This window comes from Paenibacillus sp. MMS20-IR301, assembly GCF_032302195.1.
Classification (GTDB): Bacteria; Bacillota; Bacilli; order Paenibacillales; family Paenibacillaceae; genus Paenibacillus_AQ.
In genome coordinates this window covers 4735981-4757301 of the sequence record NZ_CP135275.1, presented here as the reverse complement: position 1 = coordinate 4757301, position 21321 = coordinate 4735981, and the positions used below count along the sequence as shown (strand labels likewise).

17 protein-coding genes are annotated in these 21321 nt (G+C 53.7%); 12 read left to right on the top strand and 5 right to left on the bottom strand.

The window, feature by feature from the left end; genetic code table 11:
- Nucleotides 1–106 precede the first annotated feature (106 nt).
- The 3 genes from LOS79_RS20415 to thrC all read left to right on the top strand — a co-directional run bounded on the left by LOS79_RS20415 (nt 107) and on the right by thrC (nt 2729).
- Complete coding sequence (locus tag LOS79_RS20415) at nt 107–634, top strand: hypothetical protein (protein ID WP_315411935.1); 528 nt, start codon at nt 107–109, stop codon at nt 632–634.
- A gap of 95 nt (nt 635–729) precedes the next feature.
- Nucleotides 730–1230: a CYTH domain-containing protein gene (locus tag LOS79_RS20410; RefSeq protein ID WP_315411934.1), complete on the top strand. Its 501-nt coding sequence runs from the start codon at nt 730–732 to the stop codon at nt 1228–1230.
- A gap of 110 nt (nt 1231–1340) precedes the next feature.
- Nucleotides 1341–2729: a threonine synthase gene (gene thrC, locus LOS79_RS20405; protein WP_315411932.1), complete on the top strand. Its 1389-nt coding sequence runs from the start codon at nt 1341–1343 to the stop codon at nt 2727–2729.
- Nucleotides 2730–3347: 618 nt separating this feature from the next.
- Here the strand turns inward: thrC and LOS79_RS20400 are convergent.
- Nucleotides 3348–4757, bottom strand: coding sequence for a transposase (locus tag LOS79_RS20400; protein WP_315411930.1), 1410 nt, complete (start codon nt 4755–4757; stop codon nt 3348–3350).
- Nucleotides 4758–5046: 289 nt separating this feature from the next.
- Nucleotides 5047–6324 (bottom strand): PucR family transcriptional regulator, encoded by a 1278-nt coding sequence (locus LOS79_RS20395; protein ID WP_315411927.1) that lies wholly within the window; start codon nt 6322–6324, stop codon nt 5047–5049.
- A 119-nt stretch (nt 6325–6443) separates the two neighbouring features.
- On the opposite strand from LOS79_RS20395, the gene LOS79_RS20390 reads away from it, so the two are divergent.
- The 9 genes from LOS79_RS20390 (at nt 6444) to LOS79_RS20350 (ending at nt 17966) form a co-directional block, all read left to right on the top strand.
- The gene (locus tag LOS79_RS20390) at nt 6444–8384 is read left to right on the top strand and encodes an FAD-dependent oxidoreductase (protein ID WP_315411925.1); all 1941 of its coding nucleotides are present in this window, start codon (nt 6444–6446) and stop codon (nt 8382–8384) included.
- Between the two features lie 24 nt (nt 8385–8408).
- Entirely contained in the window at nt 8409–9230 is an 822-nt protein-coding gene (locus tag LOS79_RS20385) for an acetoacetate decarboxylase family protein (RefSeq protein ID WP_315411924.1), read from the top strand.
- Nucleotides 9231–9305: 75 nt separating this feature from the next.
- Complete coding sequence (locus LOS79_RS20380) at nt 9306–10079, top strand: SDR family NAD(P)-dependent oxidoreductase (RefSeq protein WP_315411922.1); 774 nt, start codon at nt 9306–9308, stop codon at nt 10077–10079.
- A 210-nt stretch (nt 10080–10289) separates the two neighbouring features.
- Nucleotides 10290–11279, top strand: coding sequence for a Gfo/Idh/MocA family protein (locus LOS79_RS20375; RefSeq protein ID WP_315411920.1), 990 nt, complete (start codon nt 10290–10292; stop codon nt 11277–11279).
- A gap of 233 nt (nt 11280–11512) precedes the next feature.
- Nucleotides 11513–12388 carry a radical SAM/SPASM domain-containing protein gene (locus tag LOS79_RS20370; protein WP_315411919.1) on the top strand — a complete coding sequence of 292 codons (876 nt, stop codon included), beginning with the start codon at nt 11513–11515 and terminating at the stop codon, nt 12386–12388.
- A gap of 54 nt (nt 12389–12442) precedes the next feature.
- Nucleotides 12443–13117, top strand: coding sequence for a response regulator transcription factor (locus LOS79_RS20365; RefSeq protein ID WP_315411918.1), 675 nt, complete (start codon nt 12443–12445; stop codon nt 13115–13117).
- Nucleotides 13114–14481: a sensor histidine kinase gene (locus LOS79_RS20360; RefSeq protein WP_315411916.1), complete on the top strand. Its 1368-nt coding sequence runs from the start codon at nt 13114–13116 to the stop codon at nt 14479–14481. Before LOS79_RS20365 ends, LOS79_RS20360 begins: the two co-directional genes overlap by 4 nt.
- Before the next feature lie 200 nt (nt 14482–14681).
- Nucleotides 14682–15650: an alpha/beta hydrolase gene (locus tag LOS79_RS20355; RefSeq protein WP_315411915.1), complete on the top strand. Its 969-nt coding sequence runs from the start codon at nt 14682–14684 to the stop codon at nt 15648–15650.
- Between the two features lie 210 nt (nt 15651–15860).
- Entirely contained in the window at nt 15861–17966 is a 2106-nt protein-coding gene (locus LOS79_RS20350) for a class I SAM-dependent methyltransferase (protein WP_315411913.1), read from the top strand.
- 309 nt (nt 17967–18275) lie between these two features.
- On the opposite strand, the gene rarD is transcribed toward LOS79_RS20350, so the two are convergent.
- From rarD to LOS79_RS20335, 3 genes are all read right to left on the bottom strand, one after another.
- Nucleotides 18276–19187, bottom strand: coding sequence for an EamA family transporter RarD (gene rarD, locus LOS79_RS20345; protein ID WP_315411911.1), 912 nt, complete (start codon nt 19185–19187; stop codon nt 18276–18278).
- Nucleotides 19188–19900: 713 nt separating this feature from the next.
- Nucleotides 19901–20251, bottom strand: coding sequence for a nuclear transport factor 2 family protein (locus LOS79_RS20340; protein ID WP_315411909.1), 351 nt, complete (start codon nt 20249–20251; stop codon nt 19901–19903).
- Nucleotides 20252–20363: 112 nt separating this feature from the next.
- Nucleotides 20364–21284, bottom strand: coding sequence for an AraC family transcriptional regulator (locus tag LOS79_RS20335; RefSeq protein ID WP_315411908.1), 921 nt, complete (start codon nt 21282–21284; stop codon nt 20364–20366).
- Nucleotides 21285–21321: the final 37 nt, after the last annotated feature.

Sequence of the window (21321 nt, the reverse complement as noted above, 5' to 3'; positions counted from 1 at the left end):
AACCCTGGCTTCCTTTATTTATTTGTCCCCTTATCAATTATCCCTGCTCAGGAAATTTGTATATAATGGAAGCAACACGATCATTCCGGAGAAGGAGGCGTTTAATATGGCCAAGACAGACTGGAAGAGGAAGGATGAAGACCGGCAGGGGGATCAGGACCTGAACCGTCCACGCATCTGGAAAAAGCTTACCCTGGGCCGGATTTTTCTGCTTATTTTTCTGCTGGGGCTTGTGGTATATCACGTAGGTACGCTCGTCCAGATGTTCACCTCGTTCGAGGCAAGGGTCTCCAGCCGGATCAATCTGAATGAGATTACTTCTATAGAGATTATCCGGTCCTATCCGGATAAGGCTGATGAAGTTACGGTCACAGTGACCGATCCGGCAGACATTGCCGGGATTATGGATGCTTTTGAAGGCGTCAGGTTAAGAAGCTCGTATGCCTCTCATGAGTTCAATAGAAACTACTGGATGAAAATAGACGTAAATGACCGCTTCCGGTTCATGATTTGGGTCGATGACCAGAAGTATATCTCCATCAGCGACGCGGACCGCAGAGACAAATACAGCAGCGGCTCTTTTAAAATCATCAATCATTATGACATCGGGCCGATCGACCGCCTGTTTCCCTAAGAATCCGCTGCCAGCGGTTGACTTGCGTATGACCCGCCCCTATGATGATAAATAATATGTAACATTTAGGATCGTACACAGAGGAGAGAAGCGGCATGGCTATGGAGATCGAACGCAAATTTCTGCTGCCGGAATATCCGGAGCGGCTTATTCAAGAAGGAGAGCTGAAGGTGCTCACCCGGCACAGTATTGACCAGACTTACCTGGCCATTGAGGACGGACAGGAGCTGCGGGTGCGCAAGATCAGCGATCTGGATACGGGCGAAGTGACCTACACACACACGTTCAAGGATGGCAAAGGCATCAGCCGCCAGGAGATCGAATATAACATTTCGGCGGGGCTGTACAATCAGATGATTGAGGCTGTAAAGGCTGTTCCGCTAGTCAAAACACGCATTACCGGAGTGTGGAACGGCACCACGGTGGAGATTGATCTCTACACTCAGCTGGAGCTGACGGTGCTTGAGGTGGAATTTGATTCCCTGGAGGAAGCGGAAAGCTTCAGTCCGCCAGACTGGTTCGGCCAGGATGTCAGCACGGAGAAGAAATACAGCAACAAAACCGTCTGGAAGGAGCTCCAGCAGAAACAGGAATAACGTGTGCAGAAGTTACGGACTTTAACGCTTAAACGTGTTACTATGTAGAGTAACTTAAAGCTTTTATAAGAGCAGGTAAATAAAGAGGGGTTCAGGAGGATGAGAGTGGTATGGAGTATATAAGCACAAGAGGCAAGGTGGCTGCTAGGGGCTTTATCGATACGGTTCTGATGGGACTGGCGGATGACGGCGGGTTGATGGTGCCTGCACTGATTCCGGTGATTTCCCCTGGGAAGCTGGAAGAGTGGAGAAGCCTGAGCTTCCAGGAGCTGTTCCTAGAGATTTTCTCCTACTATACTAATGATGAAATTCCTTATGATGATCTGAAGAAAATGGTCTACACCAGCTACGGCAATTTCCGCGCTCCGGAAGTAACGCCGCTGCACAAGGTGAACGATTCCCTGTATGTGCTGGAGCTGTTCCACGGGCCGACGTTTGCCTTCAAGGATGTGGCGCTGCAGTTCATGGGCGAGCTGTATTCGTATATTGCCAAGGTGCGGGGCGAAATCATCCACATTCTCGGCGCGACCTCGGGCGATACCGGAGCGGCAGCCATTCAGGGTGTGCGCGGCAAGGAAGGCATCAAGATCTGTATTCTGCATCCGCACGGCAAGGTCAGCAAGGTGCAGGAGCTGCAGATGACCACGGTTGATGACAGCAATGTGCTGAACCTGTCGGTGGAAGGCAACTTCGACGATTGTCAAAAGATCATCAAGGAGCTGTTCGCCGACCTCGACTTCAAGGGGCGTTACCACCTGCGCGCCATCAACTCGATCAACTTCGTGCGGATCCTGGCCCAGACCGTCTATTATTTCTATGCTTATCTGCAGCTTCCGGACAGTGGTAAGAAAAAGGTGAATATCAGCGTGCCTTCGGGCAACTTCGGCAACATCTTCTCCGGATTCCTGGCACAGCAGATGGGTCTGCCAATCCATAAATTGATCATCGCCACTAACGAGAATAACATCCTTGAACGGTTCGTGCTGACCGGGGAGTACAAGCCGGGCAGCTTCACTGGCACCTACAGCCCGTCGATGGATATCCAGGTGGCGAGCAATTTTGAGCGTTACCTGTATTACCTGGTGGGTGAAGACCATGTGAAGCTGTCTGCTTATATGGCCGCCTTGCAGAGTGAAGGCGCGATTACTGTAGACGGTGAGCTGTTCGCCCGGGTGCAGAAGGATTTCTCCGCGCTTGGCGTCAAGAACGCACAGTGCCTGGAGACGATCAGCAAATACGAGCAGGAATCCGGTTATTTGCTGGACCCGCACACCGCCTGCGGCGTTGCGGCTTACGAGAAGTACAGCGCAGCGGATGAGACCAGCATCGCCTTCGCGACTGCACATCCGGCCAAGTTCGACGAGGCGATTGCCCTGACCGGGATCAAGCAGGAATTCCCGGCGCAGATCTCCGCCCTGTTCGAGCAGCCGCAGCATCAGGTCGTAGTTGATCATGATAAGGCGGAGATTGTGCGCCAGCTGCAGGCTTTTTACGGTTAGAATCGTTTGCGGGTCAGTAATAGACCCGCCGCAAGCTTAGCCATCCCCCGCTCTACGGACGAGCGGGGGATGTTTGTGCTGCTGGGCGAGCTCTGACCCGCGCTGCCTCTGATCGGGAGAGTAGTGATTGCACTATGTGCAATAGAAACTCGGTAAAACTCCTCTAAAATGCAATCTAGTGTAGTTCATACAATAGATTTGCAGGAATGGGCCTGATACAGGCAGGAATTCCGGAATCAATTGCACAAAGTACAGCAGAATCCAATTATAGCTGGATTATTTCCGGTTCTGTTGTACAAAGTGCAATCAGGTGCCGGTCCGGTGCCTGGCTGCAGGCTGTTGGAGGATGGCAGGAGGCCGGGAGCTGGAGGTGTGTCAGTATGGAGCTGATCATCTGTTTTTGCAGCATCCCTCATAGCTTAATTGCACTTTGTACAACTAAATTGCCGGTTCCTTTGCCAATTATCTGTTTAGTTGTATTCTGTACAATTAAACGGTCAGTTACGGATTGTTTCAGCCCATTTTGGCTGATTTAGTTGTACAGATGAGTCAATTTCATAATTCAGTTTGCTGAATAGCAAGACTGGGCCAAAAGCTGAGTTTGTTTTTTAAAAAAAGTTAGGCCACTTGCTGGGAGTTACTCAACTGCTTGTTCAACTTGTCTAGCGCAAACTTACTCAAATTGTAGGCCAATGTGCTGAGCTGGAAATCGACACTTGCCCGGACGCCGCGGTGACGTGTGCGTTTCATCCCAAAATACTCTTTGAGGTAGGCAAAAACACGTTCTACAGCCGTTCGTTTGTTATACAGTTGCGTAAAGCTCTCGCTCCCTCTTGCTGGGTAAGCGTGCTTTCGCAAATCGGTTTGAATTCGGATCTTAAACACTTTTTGGCAGCCGGATTCGGAAAATGGACAGTCTTTACACTGGTTCGGCCTGGTGTAACGCAGCGTTTCGTATTTGGCATCGAAACTGTCGTAACGGTAGGCGTGTCCCTGCGAGCACACAGGGGTGTAATCCTGGTTCATCCCCTCGGGCGGTTTTTTGTGGTGAATCATTTTAATAATAGGAAAAGCGCCTAAGGAATGAATCAACTGGTAAATGGCTGAACTGTCATACCCTTTGTCGCCCAAGATATGCTTTACGTTTAGCGAAGGGAACTTCAGAAGCAGGCCTTTGAGGAGAACAACCGCCATACGCTGGTCATTGGGATTCGCTGAACTCCATAAGCCACTAACAATATATTGACTGTCCGTATCAACCAGCAGATTTGCCTTGAACCCGTAATAACTGGTGAGTCGCCCCTTCGTATTTTTCTTGTCACAACGTGCGGCATGCCGGGGCAGCGCGGCCAACAGTTCGTCATAGGTGTAAGGCAACATTGCTTCAATGGTTTTCTGAAACGGTCCGAGGCTTTGTTCATAAGCTTCTTGTTCCTCCCGTCGGCATTCTCGTTCTGCATGCGATGGACGTCCACGCTTGGCGTAGGCAGGTTTCTTCGGTGGCCCGTTCACTACGGTGGGCTTCGGCTCCGGGAGTTCAAACTGGAGCTGCGGCTCTGCCACCGAAGCCTCACTTGGCTTTGGTGGACGGCGAGCGGCGCGGCGTTTCGCCGCAGCTTCGCTGAATTGGCAATCCCAAGCCTCCACAATAGAGGAATCCACGGCGAGATGTGTACCGCTAACAAACCCTTCCTCTAGGGCAGACAGGACCAACGAATCCTGCAGGTTCTCGAGCATTCCGGTTTGCTCTAGCGCATGAATCAAACGGGAATACGAGGCTTCACTCGGGATATTGTCGGAGCCGGTAAATCGGCACTGCGCCCGAAACTCTTCACTGTGCAAAAGACGCCAGACCAGAGAAGAAATAAACTCGATGTTCTCCATTTTGGCGATGAGCAATGAATAGATCATCGCAGGTACATTCAGTTTTTCGGGTCGGCCACGGTTACTCTTTTTCCGGAGGGTGTGCAGCACCTTGGAGAGATCTAAGTGCTCAAAAATATGGTTGTATTTATCTTCGGGGTTCATCTGGAACAATTCCTTAAAGGAAAACAGTTCTTCTTGTCGAATTGAATAGATAGGGATTACCTCTTTTCGTTCTCGGGTGGGTTTCGTCGCCTATAAATTCGAGAATGTGGGGAGGTACTCCTTTTTCTATGCTCAACAAAACCAGATATAGCAAGGGTTTTGAATTATGAAATTGACTCCAGATTACAGTTATATGATGTACGAACGCCGCATCATCACTTTTAAGTGTACAAGATACAACTATCCTGCTGGAAAGCGTATCCTATTCTTACTTTGCCGGGCTTTTCGCTTACCTCACAGGCAGAGGTATCTGCTGTTCACGGGCCTTTTCGCAGAAATCAGCGATTTTGTAGGAGATGTAGTAGGCCAGCATCTTCTCGGAATCGGTGAAATCAGCCTCCAGCAGCCGGCTGATATGATCAAGCTTGTAGCGGAGAGTATTCCGGTGGATGTACAGCTCTTCGGAGGCGAGCTGCATGTTCCGGTTATGCTTGAGATAGACGTAGAATGTATGGTACAGGCTTGACTGATGGGCGGCATCATACTCCTGCAGCTTCCATAGCTCCGGATGGCGGTAGAGCCGTTCTTCGCCCGACAGCACCTCTGCAGGCAGCAGCTCATAGAGCTGGATATCCGCATAATAGGTCCACTTCCGCTCCGGGCAGAGAATCCGGCCGATCCGCAGGGCGCTCAGCGCCTGAAGATAGTGCAGTCTGCACTGTTTAAGGCTGGAGAAGCTGCTGCTGATGCCCAGACTGACGCCGGCACTGCTGAGGAATTCCTGCAGCGGCCCGCGGACAAGCTCCCGCGCGAGGCTGCCGTTATGGATCAGGACAATACGCCCTTCATAGTAGGTGCAGGGGCTGCCGGGAAATAGGTGCTGCAAGCGCTCACTTAAATAGTCGTCATAACGCCCGGAGTCGACATACCCGGTCAGATCGAACAGCAGCACGAGCAGTGTATCCCCAAGCCGTAGGCCGGCTGACTGCAGACGCTCCTGTATGGTGTTGCTGTCCTGCAACTGCTGCTCCAGCAGCCCGCAGAGGATATCCTCTACTTTTATATTTCTGGCGTTCCGGTAGTAGCTGCTCTTGCCCATTTCTTCTGCAAGCACTGTAGCGGTAAGGGACAGCAGTTCACGGTCCAGCGGACGGAACGGTTGCCTGCAGCCCAGAAGCAGCACATTGCCGATTTGTTTGCCGCCTACTTTAATTTTGGAGATCAGCTTGGTATTCGCGGTCTCTTCGCAGGCCACCTCGTAGGAAGCATCACTCTGCTTGCCCCGCCGGACGCTGTCCATTCTGTTCACAGCCGCAATGAAGTCATACGAGCAATATCCCCTGCGGATATTCTCGCTCCAGATATAATCATCCATGTCCTCATGCCCGGAGTGGGCCACTATTCTGAAGCTTGCATCGAACACAATGACAGGATTGCGCAGCAGGCTTGCTGCCGTCTGCACAATACCGGTCAAACCGAAGCCTGATATGTATGCTGTGAACAAGGCTGCGGTGAAATGCTCGGTTTCCATCCGGTCACGCTGCGGTTCATTTAAGGAAGTATCCATTGGTATCGCCCCCTTATTATCATAGTGCACTGTGCACTATAAAGAAGTGATTTTTGGCGCTTGTAAATATATTCACAAAGTCCCGGCAGTCTTACACTAGAGGTGGAGGTGCTGAGCAGATGAAATACGAGAAACTGTTTGCAGCAGGAAAAATAGGACGCCTTGAGCTGAAAAACCGGATCGTGATGCCTGCCATGGGCACATCACTGGCTGCGGCCAGCGGTGAAGCTTCGGATGAGATGATCGCTTATTATGAGGAACGGGCGGCAGGGGGCTGCGGTCTGATCATTACGGAAATTACCCGCGTAGACAATGAGACGGGAGTGGGTACACCTAATCAGCTGAACGCAAGTGATCTGCTGTATGTGCCCCGCCTGGAGAAGCTGGCCCGGGCCGTACACCGCCATGACAGCCGGATCTTCCTTCAGCTGCAGCATCCGGGCCGGCAGAATCACGGCCGCCTGATCGGCGGCAGGCAGATCGTTGCCCCGAGTGCAGTGATGTCTTCAGCCATTGGCGAAATGCCCCGCGAGCTGACAACAGAGGAAGTCGAAGCGCTGGTGGGCAAGTTCGTCTTCGGCGCGTACATTGCCCAGCTGGCGGGAATTGACGGAGTCGAAATCCACGGTGCCCACGGATATCTGATCGGCCAGTTCCTAAGCCCGCTGACCAATCTGCGGACCGACAAATACGGCGGCCCGCTGGAAGGCCGGATGACATTCCTGTGCGAGATTGTGCAAGGGATCAAGAAGACCTGCGGAGCAGGCTTCCCGGTATCCGTACGCATTGACGGGGATGAGTTCGTGCCTGGAGGGATCACTCTTGAAGAAGCGCTGCTTACCGCGCAGCAGCTGGAGAAGCTCGGTGTAGACTGCATTAATGTAAGCGCTGGCACCTATGAATCGTCGAATACGATTATTGAACCGATCTCCTATCCGCAGGGCTGGAAGAAGCATCTCGCCGCTGCCATGAAACAGGCGGTGCAGATTCCGGTCATCGCCTGCGATGTGATCCGACGGCCCGAGTTCGCCGAGAGCCTGCTTGCGGAAGGCAATACCGATTTCGTGGCACTCGGCCGGGCGCTGCTGGCTGATCCGCAGTGGGGCAACAAGGCGGCGGAGGGCAGGGAAGCAGAGATCAGAACCTGTATCTCCTGCCTGTATTGTATCCAGGAAGTGATGGAATGCAAGGTGATCAAATGTGCAGTCAATGCGAGAGCCGGCCGGGAGCTGGAATTCCCTGAGCCGGAACAGAACGGGGACGGCCGGGTGGTAGCGGTGGTCGGCGGCGGACCGGCCGGCATGGAGGCGGCGCGGGTTCTGGCCGAGCGGAAGTTCAAGCCAGTGCTGTTCGAAGCGCGTGAGGTGCTGGGCGGCAGTGTGGAGCTGGGCAGCCGTCCGCCGCTGAAGGAGAAGCTGAACTGGTTCATTGACAGTATGGAGCATCAGCTCGAACAGCTTCATGTCGATGTGCGGCTGTCCGCAAGACCGACCGCCCAGGAGCTGCAGGCGCTTGATCCTTATGCGGTATTCGTAGCCGCCGGGGCTGCTCCGGTTGTACCGGCAATTCCGGGAGTGACCGGGGAGAATGTCTGCACGGTGATCGATGTGCTCAGCGGAGCGGCAGTGATCAGGGATAAGCGGGCTGTGATAATCGGTTCAGGAATGACCGGCCTTGAGACCGCAGAATATCTGGCCGCACGGGGGAATCAGGTGACCGTGGTCGAGATGCAGCCAAGGATTGGCCCGGATGCTTATCTGCCGAACCTGATCGATATCGTCACCCGGCTGAAGAAGGACGGTGTGCAGCTGCTGGCCGCAATGAAGCTGGTAGAGGTGAAGGATAACGCTATCGTACTGGAGCATACAGCAACCGGTGAAATTTCTGTTCTGGAGACGGATGCTGTAGTGCTGTCCATCGGTGTCCGATCGGAACGCGGGCTCGCCGATGAACTTAAGCGGGTAATGCCGCAGGTGAAGCTGCTTGGCGACGCCGCGAAGCCAGGCAGAATCGGGCAGGCGATCCAGTCCGGCTTCGAGACGGCTTATGTATTGAAGTAATACCATTACGGGGAGGAATCAGGTATGGGAAGTTTTGTGAAAAGTCTGGCGGATATTAAGCAGTACGGAGGAAAGCCGACGACCTTTTATGATGCAGAGATGCTGACCGTCTACTGGGAGACGAAGCCGGAGATTATTGAACGGCTGCTGCCGAAGCCGCTGAAGCCTGCGGGACGGCCGCTGGTGAATGCTTTTGTAGCGGATTACCCGGCAACGAATTTCTGCCCGCCTTACCGTGAAGCCGGATTATTCATCCTGGCAGATTATAACGGGGAGCTCGGCAACTATTGCCTGTCGATGCCGATTACCAGCGACATTGGCATGGCGATGGGGCGTGAGGTATGCGGCCTGCCGAAGAAAATGGCGGATATCAGCATGCAGGTGGACGGTGACTCCATCAGCGGCTCAATCAGCCGGCAGGGAACGGAGTTCTTCAGTATCCAGGCCCACAAGGGTGGTGCCTTCAACGATCCGGAGGCTGAAGGCATTCTGGAGGAGTATTACGGCAAGGACATTCCGCTGTACAACATCAAATACTCGAATGCGGTGGACGGAAGCGGCTTCGACCTGATGCCGGTCCTCGTGACCCAGCGGCTGGTCAGCGATGTCAAGGTGTACAAAGCCGCCGAAGCGTCTGTAATGTTCCAGGAATCGCCGCATGATCCGTGGAGTGAGCTGGAAGTCGTTAAGATGCTCGGTGCAGTCTACACTGTCAGTACCAACGTGCTGGAGAAGGGGAAAGTGCTGGAGCCTCTCCATCCGCTGGAGTTCCTGCCGTACTGCTATCTTCGCTGGGACTGGTGGGAGAACAAGCTGCAGCCGGAGGCGGCTGAGAGCTCTGTGTAACAGGGGATGTCTGTGCTGCCCGGAAACGGGATTATTTCACTCAGAAGCTGAACTGAAAATTTGAGGAGGATTACGATGATCAACCTTTTTGACTTGACAGGCAAGACAGCTATTATTGCGGGAGCTTCCAGCGGAATCGGTGTGCAGTTTGCGGAAATGCTGGCTGATCAGGGGGCAGATGTAGCCATACTGGCCAGACGGTACGACAAGCTGGCTGCAGTCGCCGAGGAGATTGGCGCTAAATATCCGGAGCGGCGGATTCTGGCGGTGGAATGTGATGTACGTAAAGAAGACCAGATCATGAGCGCGGTCTCGAAGGTGCTGGAGGCTTTTGGTCAAATTGATATTCTGATTAACAACGCCGGCGTGGTTGATTCTGTACCGGTTGATGCGCTGGAGGAGGAAGCTTGGGACCGCGTGCTTGATACAGATCTGAAGGGTGTCTTCCTGATGTCGAAGCATGTCATCCGCCACATGAAAGAACGCAAGTACGGCAAAATCATCAACACCGCTTCCATGCTCGGCCTCACCGCATCGGCTTCCATTCCTACGCATTCCTATAATGCGGCCAAGGGTGGAGTGATTCACCTGACCCGGGGGATTGCAGCTACTTATGCCAAGCACGGCATTACTGTGAATGCGATCGGCCCAAGCCTGTTCCATAGTGAAATGACGGAGAACACGCTGTTCACCGAGCCTGCGCTGCGGATGTATAATGCGGTCTGTCCGATGGGCCGGCCCGGCAATCCGGGTGAGCTGAACGGGGCAGTGCTGTATTTCGCCTCGGATGCTTCCAGCTACACCACCGGCCAGACTTTGTTTGTGGACGGCGGCTGGACGGTTGTATAGAAACAGTTTAACAAGTTCATAAAAAAGACGAAGCGCCTGCATAACTGCAGGTGCTTTTTTTCACAAGCGGGGTTCTGTAATATCTGAATTTATATATTTGGAGGAGGATGCGGAATTTGTCGGAAATTACGGCCGAAAAGTGGACATACCTATCATGGAATGAGAAAATAGCAGTTATAGATCAGTTTAAAAAAAGGACGGGATCATTTCATGACAATTCGTTTCGGGGTCGTAGGCACCAACTGGATTACAGACCGCTTCATTCAAGCGGGACTGGAAAATGAGGAATTCATTCTTACAGCCGTGTATTCCCGTACAGAGGAGAAGGGCCGGGCTTTTGCGGCTAAATATGCAGGAGCTTCGATTTATACGGATCTGGAGGAGATGGTTACGAGCGCAGAGGTGGACGCGGTCTATATCGCCAGCCCCAATTCCATGCATGCCGAGCAGTCATTGGTCTGTCTGAATCATGGTAAGCATGTCATTTGTGAGAAGCCGGCTGCGTCCAACAGCAGAGAGATGAAGGCGATGGTTGAAGCGGCACGCCGTAATGATGTGCTGTTTATGGAAGCGATGAAATCGACTTTTATGCCGAATTTTGGCGTAATCCGTGATAATTTATACAAGCTGGGCCAGGTTAGGCGATATTTCGCAAGTTATTGTCAATACTCTTCAAGATATGATGCGTATCGTCAGGGCACTGTGCTGAATGCTTTCAATCCGGAGTACTCAAACGGCTCACTGATGGATCTTGGAACTTATTGCCTGTATCCAATGGTGGTGTTGTTCGGGAAGCCTGATTCTGTAAAAGCGGCAGGTGTGATGCTTGCTTCGGGAGTGGACGGGGAAGGCAGCATGGTAATGAGCTACCCGGATATGGATGCCGTAATCATGCACTCCAAGATCACTGATTCGTATCTGCCGGCGGAGATTCAAGGGGAGAACGGCACGATGGTCATCGACAAGATCAACCAGCCCTATCAGGTCAAAATCCACTATCGTGACGGAACCACCGAGGAATTGACGTTGCCGCAGGTATACGAGTCGATGTACTACGAGATTGAGGAATTCATCCGCCTGCTGAAGAGCGGCCAGCGTGAGAGCGCTACGAACAGCCACGCCAGTTCCCTGGCGGTTGCGGAGCTGATGGAGGAAGCGAGAAGCCAGATCGGCTTGTGTTATACTGCGGATGTGATATAGATTGAACTGCAGCAGAGACCGTAAAGGGATGAAGGCAGCGAAGGGGAATTTTGGAACTGGAAGGAGCGTCAGCGTCCACCTTTGTCACCGGATTTCTACCGCGATCAGCGGTACTTTATGAAGAAATCTGGGGACAACAGCGGCCGGAAGTCCAAAACTTCACCGTAGTTACAGCCGGAATCCATATAGGTATATTAAGTTCAATCTAAGGGGAAATAGAAGGGGAGCGGAACTTGAAGACTTTCAAAAAGGTATACATCGAGATTACAAGCGTCTGCAACCTGGCCTGCAGCTTCTGTCCGCCGACGGAGCGGCAGAAGAATTTCATGAAGCTGGATATGTTTAATACGATTCTCGATGAGATCAAACCGCATAGCAATCATATCTATCTGCATGTCAAAGGAGAGCCGCTGCTCCATCCGAAGCTTGGCGAGCTGCTGGATGCGGCGCATGCCAAAGGCTTCAAGGTTAACATCACGACGAACGGTACGCTGATTCACAAAGCGGGACCGAAGCTGCTCGGCAAGCCGGCGCTGCGGCAGATGAACTTCTCGCTGCACAGCTTCGACGGCCATGCCGGCTCCGAGAACCGCGAAGGGTATGTAGCGGAGATTATCCAGTTTGTGCGGGAAATTACCGCGCAAGGGGTGATCGTCTCGTTCCGGCTGTGGAATCTGACTGAGGACAACCGGACGAATCTGGAGAAAAGCCGCAACCGCGAGACATTAGCGCTGCTGGAGGAGGCCTTCGGGCTCGACTACAGGATCGAAGAGAAGGTTGTGCCCGGCAGCGGGGTAAAGATTGCCCCGCGCGTCTATCTGAACCAGGACCACGAGTTCAGATGGCCGGCCCTGCACGAGCCGGAGGATGACGGCAAGGGCTTCTGCCACGCGCTGCGCAGCCAGGCGGCGGTGCTGGTCGACGGCACGGTAGTGCCGTGCTGCCTTGATGGCGAAGGGGTGATCAACCTCGGCAACATTCATGAGCAGCCGTTCTCCGAGATTATCGAGGGTGAGCGGGCAAATAATCTGTTCTACGGCTTCTCCCGCAGGGAAGCGGTGGAAGAGCTGTGCCGCAAATGCGGGTACAGGCAGCGGTTTGGAGCATAGCTGAAGAATATACGCACAGCAGGTGATTCTGGACAATACGGAAAGAGGGAACGGATGCCTACGATACTTGTTGCTGACGATGACGCGAACATCCGCGAACTCGTCTGTTTATTTTTGCGCAATGACGGATTCTTAACAGCAGAAGCTGCGGACGGCAAGGAGGCGCTGGCTGTCTATGGTTCGGTGCCTGTCGATCTGGTTGTGCTGGATATTATGATGCCGGTAATGGACGGCTGGGCTTTATGTAAGGAGCTAAGAAGAGTGAATCCTGATCTTCCGCTTCTGATGCTGACGGCCAGAGGCGAAACCTGGGAGAAGGTGAAGGGGTTCGAGCTGGGCACCGACGATTACTTGACCAAGCCGTTCGATCCGCTGGAGCTGACTGCACGGGTCAGGGCGCTGCTGAAACGGTATAAAATCGGATCAGCGCAGATGATCACAATCGGGAGTACTCTCCTGGACCGGCAAGCTTATAAGGTGACAAGCGGTGCAGCTTCGTTTGCCCTGCCCCTTAAAGAGTTCGAGCTGCTCTACAAGCTGGCCGGGACACCCGGACAAGTCTATACGCGTGAGCAGCTGATTGATCAGATCTGGGGCCTGGATTATGCGGGGGATGACCGGACAGTCGATGTACATATTAAGCGCCTGCGTGAACGGTTCGCGGATACGCCGGACTTCCGGATTGAGACCGTCCGCGGGCTGGGCTACCGGCTTGAGGCCGGCTCATGATCAGATCGCTGTATACGCGCGTCGTCCTGATTTTCCTGGTTTCTGTAATCGGGGGAACGGTTCTGTCCTTCTTTGTGGCCACCTGGCTGTACCGGGATAAATTAAATGAGAACCTGCAGATTCCCATGCTGCGCTTCGGCAAGGATATCGTGCGGATCTATGATACGTTTCCGGACAGTGAAGCAGATGATTTCGTGCGCGGGATGAATCAGCTGCAATCTTATTACATCCGTATTTATGAGGCCGCAGGACAATATCAGTCCTATAGTGAACCTCCCGGTGCCCAGCTTGAGACCATAACGGCAGAGCAGGTCAATCAGGTCTTGGCAGGAGCAGTAGTGCAGGGGAACAAGAGCGGCCTTTCAACCACTCTGTTAGGGCTGCCGTTAACTACGGACAACGGAACGAAGGCGATGTTCATTGAGCCGATAGGCCCTCCTTCTTCCGCCTTTGTTCTGGAATGGATTACGAACTTCTCGGTGTATTCGCTGCTTACCGGGAGTATTGTTATTCTGGTAGCGGCGATGTTCGTAGTGCGTCCGATCAAAAAGCTGACCACAGCTACCCGGAGGATTGCCGCCGGTGACTTTAACGTAAAGCTGAATATCAAGCAGCAGGGGGAACTGGGCACGCTGGCCCGCAGCTTTGAAGAGATGATGATTGACCTGCAGCAGCTGGAGCAGCTGCGCAGAGACTTCGTATCCAACGTATCGCATGAAGTGCAGTCGCCGCTGACCTCGATCTCCGGTTACGCGCTGGCGCTGAAGCAGATGAATCTCCCGGATAGCGAGCGAAGCCGTTATCTCGATATTATTATCGCTGAAGCGGACCGGATGTCCAAGCTGAGCGACAGCCTGCTGAAGTTAAGTCTGCTGGAATCCCAGACGCAGCAATTACAGCTTAGTACGCTTAGTCTGGATGAACAGGTCAGGCGGGTCATTGTCGCCCTTCAGCCGCAATGGTCAGCCCGCAGCATCCGCTTCGACCTGCAGCTCAAGACGGTCCGCCTGACAGCCGATCATGATCTGCTCAATCAGGTGTGGACCAACCTGCTCGGCAACAGCATCAAATTCTCCGCGGATGGCGGAAGGATTAGTGTCAGCATGAAGCAGGAGCTGAAGCAGGTGGCTATAAGGATCTCGGATGACGGGATCGGGATTTCCCCGGAAGACCAGAAGCGGATCTTCGAGCGCTTCTTCAAGGCGGACCGCTCCCATAACCGTAAGGTTGGCGGCAGCGGCATGGGGCTGGCGATCGTCAAACAGATCGTACTGCTGCACCATGGCGACGTCAGGGTGGAGAGTGAGCCTGGCCGGGGCAGCACCTTCACCGTGACCCTGCCGCTCACAGCACCGGACGGCTGATCCGGTTAACGGCGGTTGCCGGGAATATTCTTAGAGAGTACCTTCTTCATGGTGCGGCATTCTGCTTGAGCTTAGCTGCTTGCGGGGCCGCTTTTTTTTCATACAGGCTGTTCATCTTCCGTTCATATTGCCGTCACCGGGAGTACATCTTCATCAGGTAAGCTTTCCTTAGCGGTTCGTTAGGCCAGCTCAATATACAGATGAGGACGGGTGGATGGATGATGAGAAGAGGGATCAGAATTTTGCTGAAAACAATAGGGGCTGTGATTATCGCGGCAGCGCTGTTTATGGCCGTTGTTTTCACCATAAATATCATAAGTAACAAGTCGGAGCAAGGGAAAATAGAGCCTTATGGACAGCTGGTGCCAGTAGACGGCAAGCAGATGAATGTGCTGATCCAGGGAACCGGCGAAGAGACAATTGTGCTGTTGCCGGGCTATGGCACGGGGGCGCCTGCGCTCGATTTTAAACCGCTTATTGACGAATTGTCCCCATTCTACAAGGTGGTGGCGGTGGAGCCGTTTGGTTATGGGCTAAGTGACGGAACGGAGAAGGAACGGACTAATGCGAATATAGTGAGTGAGCTTCATGAAGCATTGCAGCAGCTCGGAATTCAACGGTACACGTTAATGGGGCACTCCATCGCAGGCATCTATGGGCTGGAGTATGTGAACCAATACCAGGATGAGGTCAGTGCCTTTGTCGGTATCGACAGCAGCGTCCCCACCCAAGGCGGAATGGATGAGGACCAGCCGGTTGGCTTGTTCAAATTCCTCGATAAGTCGGGTCTCATGCGGGTAATCAAAAAGGTGAGCGGAGATCCTTATGCCGGACTGCCGTTTGATGACCTGACCAAGGAGCAGATGCGGCTGATTGCGAATAAGAACTCCAGCAATGACACGACTATGAATGAAATGGAGCATTTCAAGGTGAATTTTGCGTCGGCGCAGGCGCTGGCTTTCCCTAAGGATCTGCCGCTGCTGCTCTTCGTACAGGACAATAATACAGATGTTGAGGGCTGGATGACCCTGCATGAAGGGCAAGTGAAGGATTCCCTGCACGGGAGGCTGGTACCGCTTGAAGGCGGACATTATCTGCATCACACCCGTTCCAAAGAGATCGTTCAGGATTACCGGGAGTTCATGGATGAGGTGCAGCAGCAGAAGTAATGTGGCGCAGGTAATAGGAGTTATATTTAATCCGGTTCAATCCGGGATACAATCGCGATACAATATAAATATATATTCAGACCGCAGGCCTCGCTTCAGAGGCTTGCGGTTTATTGCATGAACAGCATAGGACTCTGATTCAAACAGGCAGCAGCAGGGCTATTGAATAGAGATTGTTATTACATAGGAGATTACATAGGAGGCAGGCTAATGCTGAAATCTTTGCAGGCTATTGAGGCGTACCGTGAAGGAGGACAGCTCCACCTTGGAGGCTGTCAGTGGCTGCAGTATATCGTTCAGGCGGAGCAGGCGGTTGTCAATCTGGAACGGGTCGGTTCCTTGCGGGAGCTGGAGCAGCAGAATCCGGTGCTGGATTATGTGGAACGGAGTTTGGTTATCCTGGACCGTCTGCCTCTGTCCTACTGGATCAAGGAGCTGGTGGAAGAGACGCTGGTCTGGTCGGAGACGGCCAAAGGCGGCACGCTCCGGCAGCGCCGGGGCTGGCAGGCGGAGGGGATTAATATCTTCGTGCATAACATCGGTTCAGCGGAGCTGTACCGGCGTTATGCGGTGTCTGGCGGGGAGGACGCCATCACTGCAGATAAGCGGCTGATTGTTCACCGTCTGATTGAGACACATGGTCTGATCGGGCAGCAGCTCCGCGGCGAGGTGCCGCCCTCCGTTAATCTTCCGCTGCCGGGACTGGTGGAACAGGGACTGCTGACCGCAGAGGAGCTGGAGCGCCTGCTGCTGGCGCTGAATCACTGCATCATTGCGGCTGTCTCCCCCGAGCTGTGGCAGGAGCTTCGTCCTCAGGTGACGGAGCTGATCGCAGACCTGTGCGCAGGTGAGCTGCCGGCTGAAGTGCCGATGAAGGAGCGCTTGCGGCGGATGCGGGCCGGTGCGATTGCCGGAGGTGAAGCTTATGATGCGGAATGGAGCAGCCTCGTGGAGGCGGGGTTCGCTCCTGCAAGGCTGGAGGTACTACAGCCGGTCACCTTCTGGTACGTAGAATCTGCGCTGCAGACCTTCTCGCTGGAGCAATTCCTGAAGGTGGTTGTTCTGGCTGGCGGCGCTGCCGAGCTGCCCGGACTGGGCCACATCAGCTTCGAGGCGGTCATGAACGGCATCTACTATGATTACAAGGGCAGCAAGAAGATCAATGTATACAAGAAACGGATCATTGAGAAATATCTGTCTGAGCTGGACTGGACAGAGATCAACAGCGGGGCGCAGCCTTCCGGCAATCCGCATCTGTCGCACCGGCTGCTGCGCAAGGAGCATCTGCCTGATACGCTGTTCTTCAGCTTTGAGTTCTCCCCGGCAGCGGAGAAGCTGATTGAATTCTGCATCGAGGCCGAGAAGTCGGCGCTGTATGAGCGGGCGGTGCTGCTGCTCTTCGACCTGTTCGGTCTGCGCCGGGATGCATTCGACCGCTTCCATAACGAGGATACGTACTTAAGCCAGATGAATGATACGGCAGATTATAAAGCCGTCATCCTCGATTATGTCACCGGGCGCAAGGTGCTGGATATCGGCCCCGGCGGCGGGGTGCTGCTGGACTTGATCGAGCAGCGGATGCCGGAGGCGGCTCCGGTCGGCATCGACATTTCCAGCAACGTTATCGAAGCGCTGCGGCAGCGCAAGCAGCGCGAAGGCCGCCGCTGGGAGGTGCTGCAGGGCGATGCCCTGAACCTGAAGGATTACGTGGAGGCAGGGACCGTGGATACGGTGATATTCTCCTCGATTCTGCATGAGCTGTATTCCTATGTGCCGCTGAACGGGAGGAAGTTCAACCACAGCACCGTGGCAGCGGCATTGGCCAGCGCCTTCGAGGTATTGGCGGATGGCGGAGTAATCATTATCCGCGACGGCATTATGACGGAGCCGGCTGAGCTGCGGCGGAGGGTAAGATTGCTGGAGGCCGACGGGATGGACTGGCTGAAGCGGTATACGGAGGATTTTGCCGGACGGGACATTCAGGTCGAGCAGCTAAGCACACAGGAGGTGCTCATGCCGGTGAATGATGCGATGGAGTTTCTGTACACCTACACCTGGGGTGAGGAAGCTTATATCCATGAGGTCCAGGAGCAATTTGGCTACTTCACTCCTACTGAGTATACAACGTTCATTAATCAGACGCTTGGCGGCCGTGCGCGGATTGAAATCTTCCGCCATTATCTGCAGGAAGGGTATACAGAGGCGCTGCAGGACCGGGTAGTCATTATGGACGAGAGCGGGCAGGCGGTGCCTTTGCCGGATAGTACGTGCTTTATTGTGATCCGTAAGGTTGGGGAGCGGGAGCTATTGAGCTAGGAGCAGAGCTAGCTGCAGAGGCGGAGTTAGAGGAGGTCCAGAGCCAGAACTGGAGACGAAGCACACAGGCTCGGAGGATTTCCTTCGTATTCCACACATTAAAAAGGCAGCACCATGCCAGTAATGGCTATGATGCTGCCCTTTTCAGCGCCGGGTATTCCGGACCCGGATTTGAATTGCGCCGGATTCTGGTAAGAGGCGATTTAATTAGTTAGCATGTACTTTATACGGAAACGGTGACACCAACGTAACTGTACCCGCCCGTTGTGCAGATCACATTAACCAGATACAACGGGGCCGGGCAGCAGCTTACAGTGTCTTCATCTGCCGGGACTCTAGCGGAGCTTGGACTACAGGAAGTTTGGGTTTCCGGAGGCTTGCCACTGTATAGACAATTAGGGCAAACCAGATGAACGCGAAGCTGACCAGCTTTCCTTGCGAGAAAGGCTCACCCAGCAGAAATACTGCCAGCAGCAGGCTTGTCGTCGGCGAGATGTACTGGATGAACCCGACCAGGGAGAGCGGCAGCAGCTGCATGGACTTGGCGAACCAGAATAACGGCAGCGCTGTGGCGGCTCCGGCGAAGAGCAGCACGGTCATCAGCAGCGGAGACAGTGAAGTAAAGGTTGCGGAGCCCTGCGACTGGATGTAGATCAGATAACCCAGTGCAACCGGCAGGGCAATCAGGGTTTCACCGGTCAGGCTGAGTAGAACATCGAGTCCTGCGAGCTTTTTGGCCAGGCCATATAAGGAGAAGGAGACCGCCAGCGCAAGCGCCACCCATGGTACCTGCCCGTACTGGAAGGCCATGATGCCCACACCGGTGCCGGCCAGCGCAATGGATAGCCACTGTCCGCCCGACAGTCTCTCCTTCAGGAATACGACTGCGAACAACACGCTGATGAGCGGATTCATATAGTAGCCAAGGCTGGTTTCGAGTACATGATTATTATTAACCGCCCAGATGAACAGCAGCCAGTTCATGCTGATGAAGATTGAACAGAGGACAACCGCCAGCGTACTTTTTCTGCTTGAAAAGATAACACTCAGCCGGCTCCACTGCCGCGATAACGTAACCATCACTGCGACAAATACAAAGGCCCAGAGGATCCGGTGGCCGAGAATCTCCCAGGCGGGCATAGACTGGAACAACCGCCAGTAGAGCGGCAGGAAGCCCCAGGCTAGATAGGACAAGACGGCATAGATAATGCCTTTTTTCATAAGAGAGCACCCCTGCTGGAAGAATAGGAATAATGATCGAAGAAAAAATTCAATTCGAGTTACTATACCGCATCAGTTGCATTCTTTCAAGGAACCCGCTCACTCGATTTAGCACTCTGCCCATTGTAACCATTGTATTCTGCTTTCTTACAGACTGTACCGCCCTTATTTTCCGGATTTCGCTCATTTCTTTGGCTTAACGGACCATCCGGACCTTATTGTTACTCTGCAGGCGCAAATTGCGCGATTAATCGGCTGATAACGGCGCTGGTGTCCGTTAGCTTGTGAAAAGAAGTCTTTTGGCGGAAATAAAGGCTCCCGGGTCCGTAAGCGCGTATGCAGATGGGCTGGACTGGTGGCACTGGGCGATAAGCAAGTAAGCAGGGGAAGAGGTGGTGAGGGAGGAAGTTAGAGAGGAGGTGCGGGAGCAGGTAAGCGGCGAGCTGGGAGCAAGGATCGGCGTGGGAGCCAGGCGGCAGGTAGTGAAGCTGGAGTTAGGGAGGCAGGTGCAGAAGCAGGTAAGCGGGAGACCAGGGAAGAGAGAAGCAGCTTGGTGGGATCGGTAAGTTGACAGACAAGCTGGTAGCTAGGGGAGAAGCGGGGGGAGACTGAATAGGTACGGGAGTTGGGAGGCAGGCAGCGAAGTGGTTGATCAGCACATTTACGGCAGAAGAAGAGAGCCGCATGGCTGCGGCCCCCTTCCGCTTAGCTGCTTACTTGAGCGTAATGTTCAGCGAGCTGATTTTGCCCGCATGTACCTTGAATTCGTGCCTGAACAGCTGCGGGGCGGGAACGCGGTTCTTGTTGAACTCGCCCTCCATCTCTGCGGTTACAGTGACCGTGTCTCCGGCTTCTGCTATTTCCATGATGGTGTAGCGGACTTTGGCAGAGAACAGCGCTGCTTCTCCCCAGACCTGTATAGCTTCCTTGCCTTCGATCGCTTGTCCATTATCCCTGACGGTGGCACCGGCTGCGAACAATTCTATAAAAGCCTCCGGCTGGTATTGGTTGACGGCATTGTAATACTCCTGTACCTCAATCGGCATGGTAACATGTTGATTCATGGCTGTCTGCCTCCTGTAAGTAGATTGGCGGATGGCATAATCCGGCCTTACAGGTAACTTAAACGCATCCGGGAACCTGTAAGCAGGCAATACGCCCGGATGAAGACTGACTTTATGGATACAGCTGATTCTGCCCGGAGGCTTGTGTCCCGCCGCCCTTACGGAATTCAGAGGGGGAGCAGTTCATGGCTTTGCGGAACACTTTGATGAAGTAGCTGACGTTGTCGAAGCCGGCATCCATGGCGATATCGGAGATTTTGCGGTCACTCTGCTGCAGCAGGGCGGCAGCCTGGCGGATCCGGTAGGAGTTGATGTAGTCTACCGGGGTTTTGCGCGTCATGCTTTTGAAGAACCGGCAGAACTGGCCTTCGCTCATCGGAATCAGCTCCGACAAATCACGGGTACGGATTGGCTCCTGATAGTTATCCTGAATATAGAGAATGACCTTCTTCAGGCGGTCGATCTTCGTCGTATCTGCCCCCTCCGACTGGCTGTGGCTGACGAAACGGCCCGGCTGGGCAATCTGCGAGAGCATGATCAGCAAAGTTCCTTTCATAAAGGCTTCAAATCCGGGCATTTTATGATCATAGGCTTCCATCATGCGCGCAAGATGCGAGAGCAGCTCTTTTTGCCAGGGGATAGAGGAGGTGATGTGGCGGGGAAAGCTCTGGCGCTTCTCCTGAAGCGGCAGGATGACCGTCTGCTGAATGATATCATATTGGGCACTGGCCAGCAGATCGGGGTGAAAGACAAGTGCGCAGAACCGGATCGGCGTCTCACTAAGCACGTAGGCGGCATGGATATCACCGGATTCAATGAACACAGCTTCGCCGGGACGGAGGGGGAAATAATCCGTATCGACCTGGAACAGAATCTCCCCTTCAAGCAGCAGGAAGAACTCCGCTTCCTCATGCCAGTGGGTGTCCAGGACATGCGCTCCGGCAGGAAGCTCGATCCAGTAGGCGGCTAAGGGAAACATAACATCCCCGTGTTCACGGTCTTCTTTCAGCAATCGCTGCGATGTGCGGTCCATTAGGGTCCTCCTTTTGCAAAAAAACATCAAAATAGTG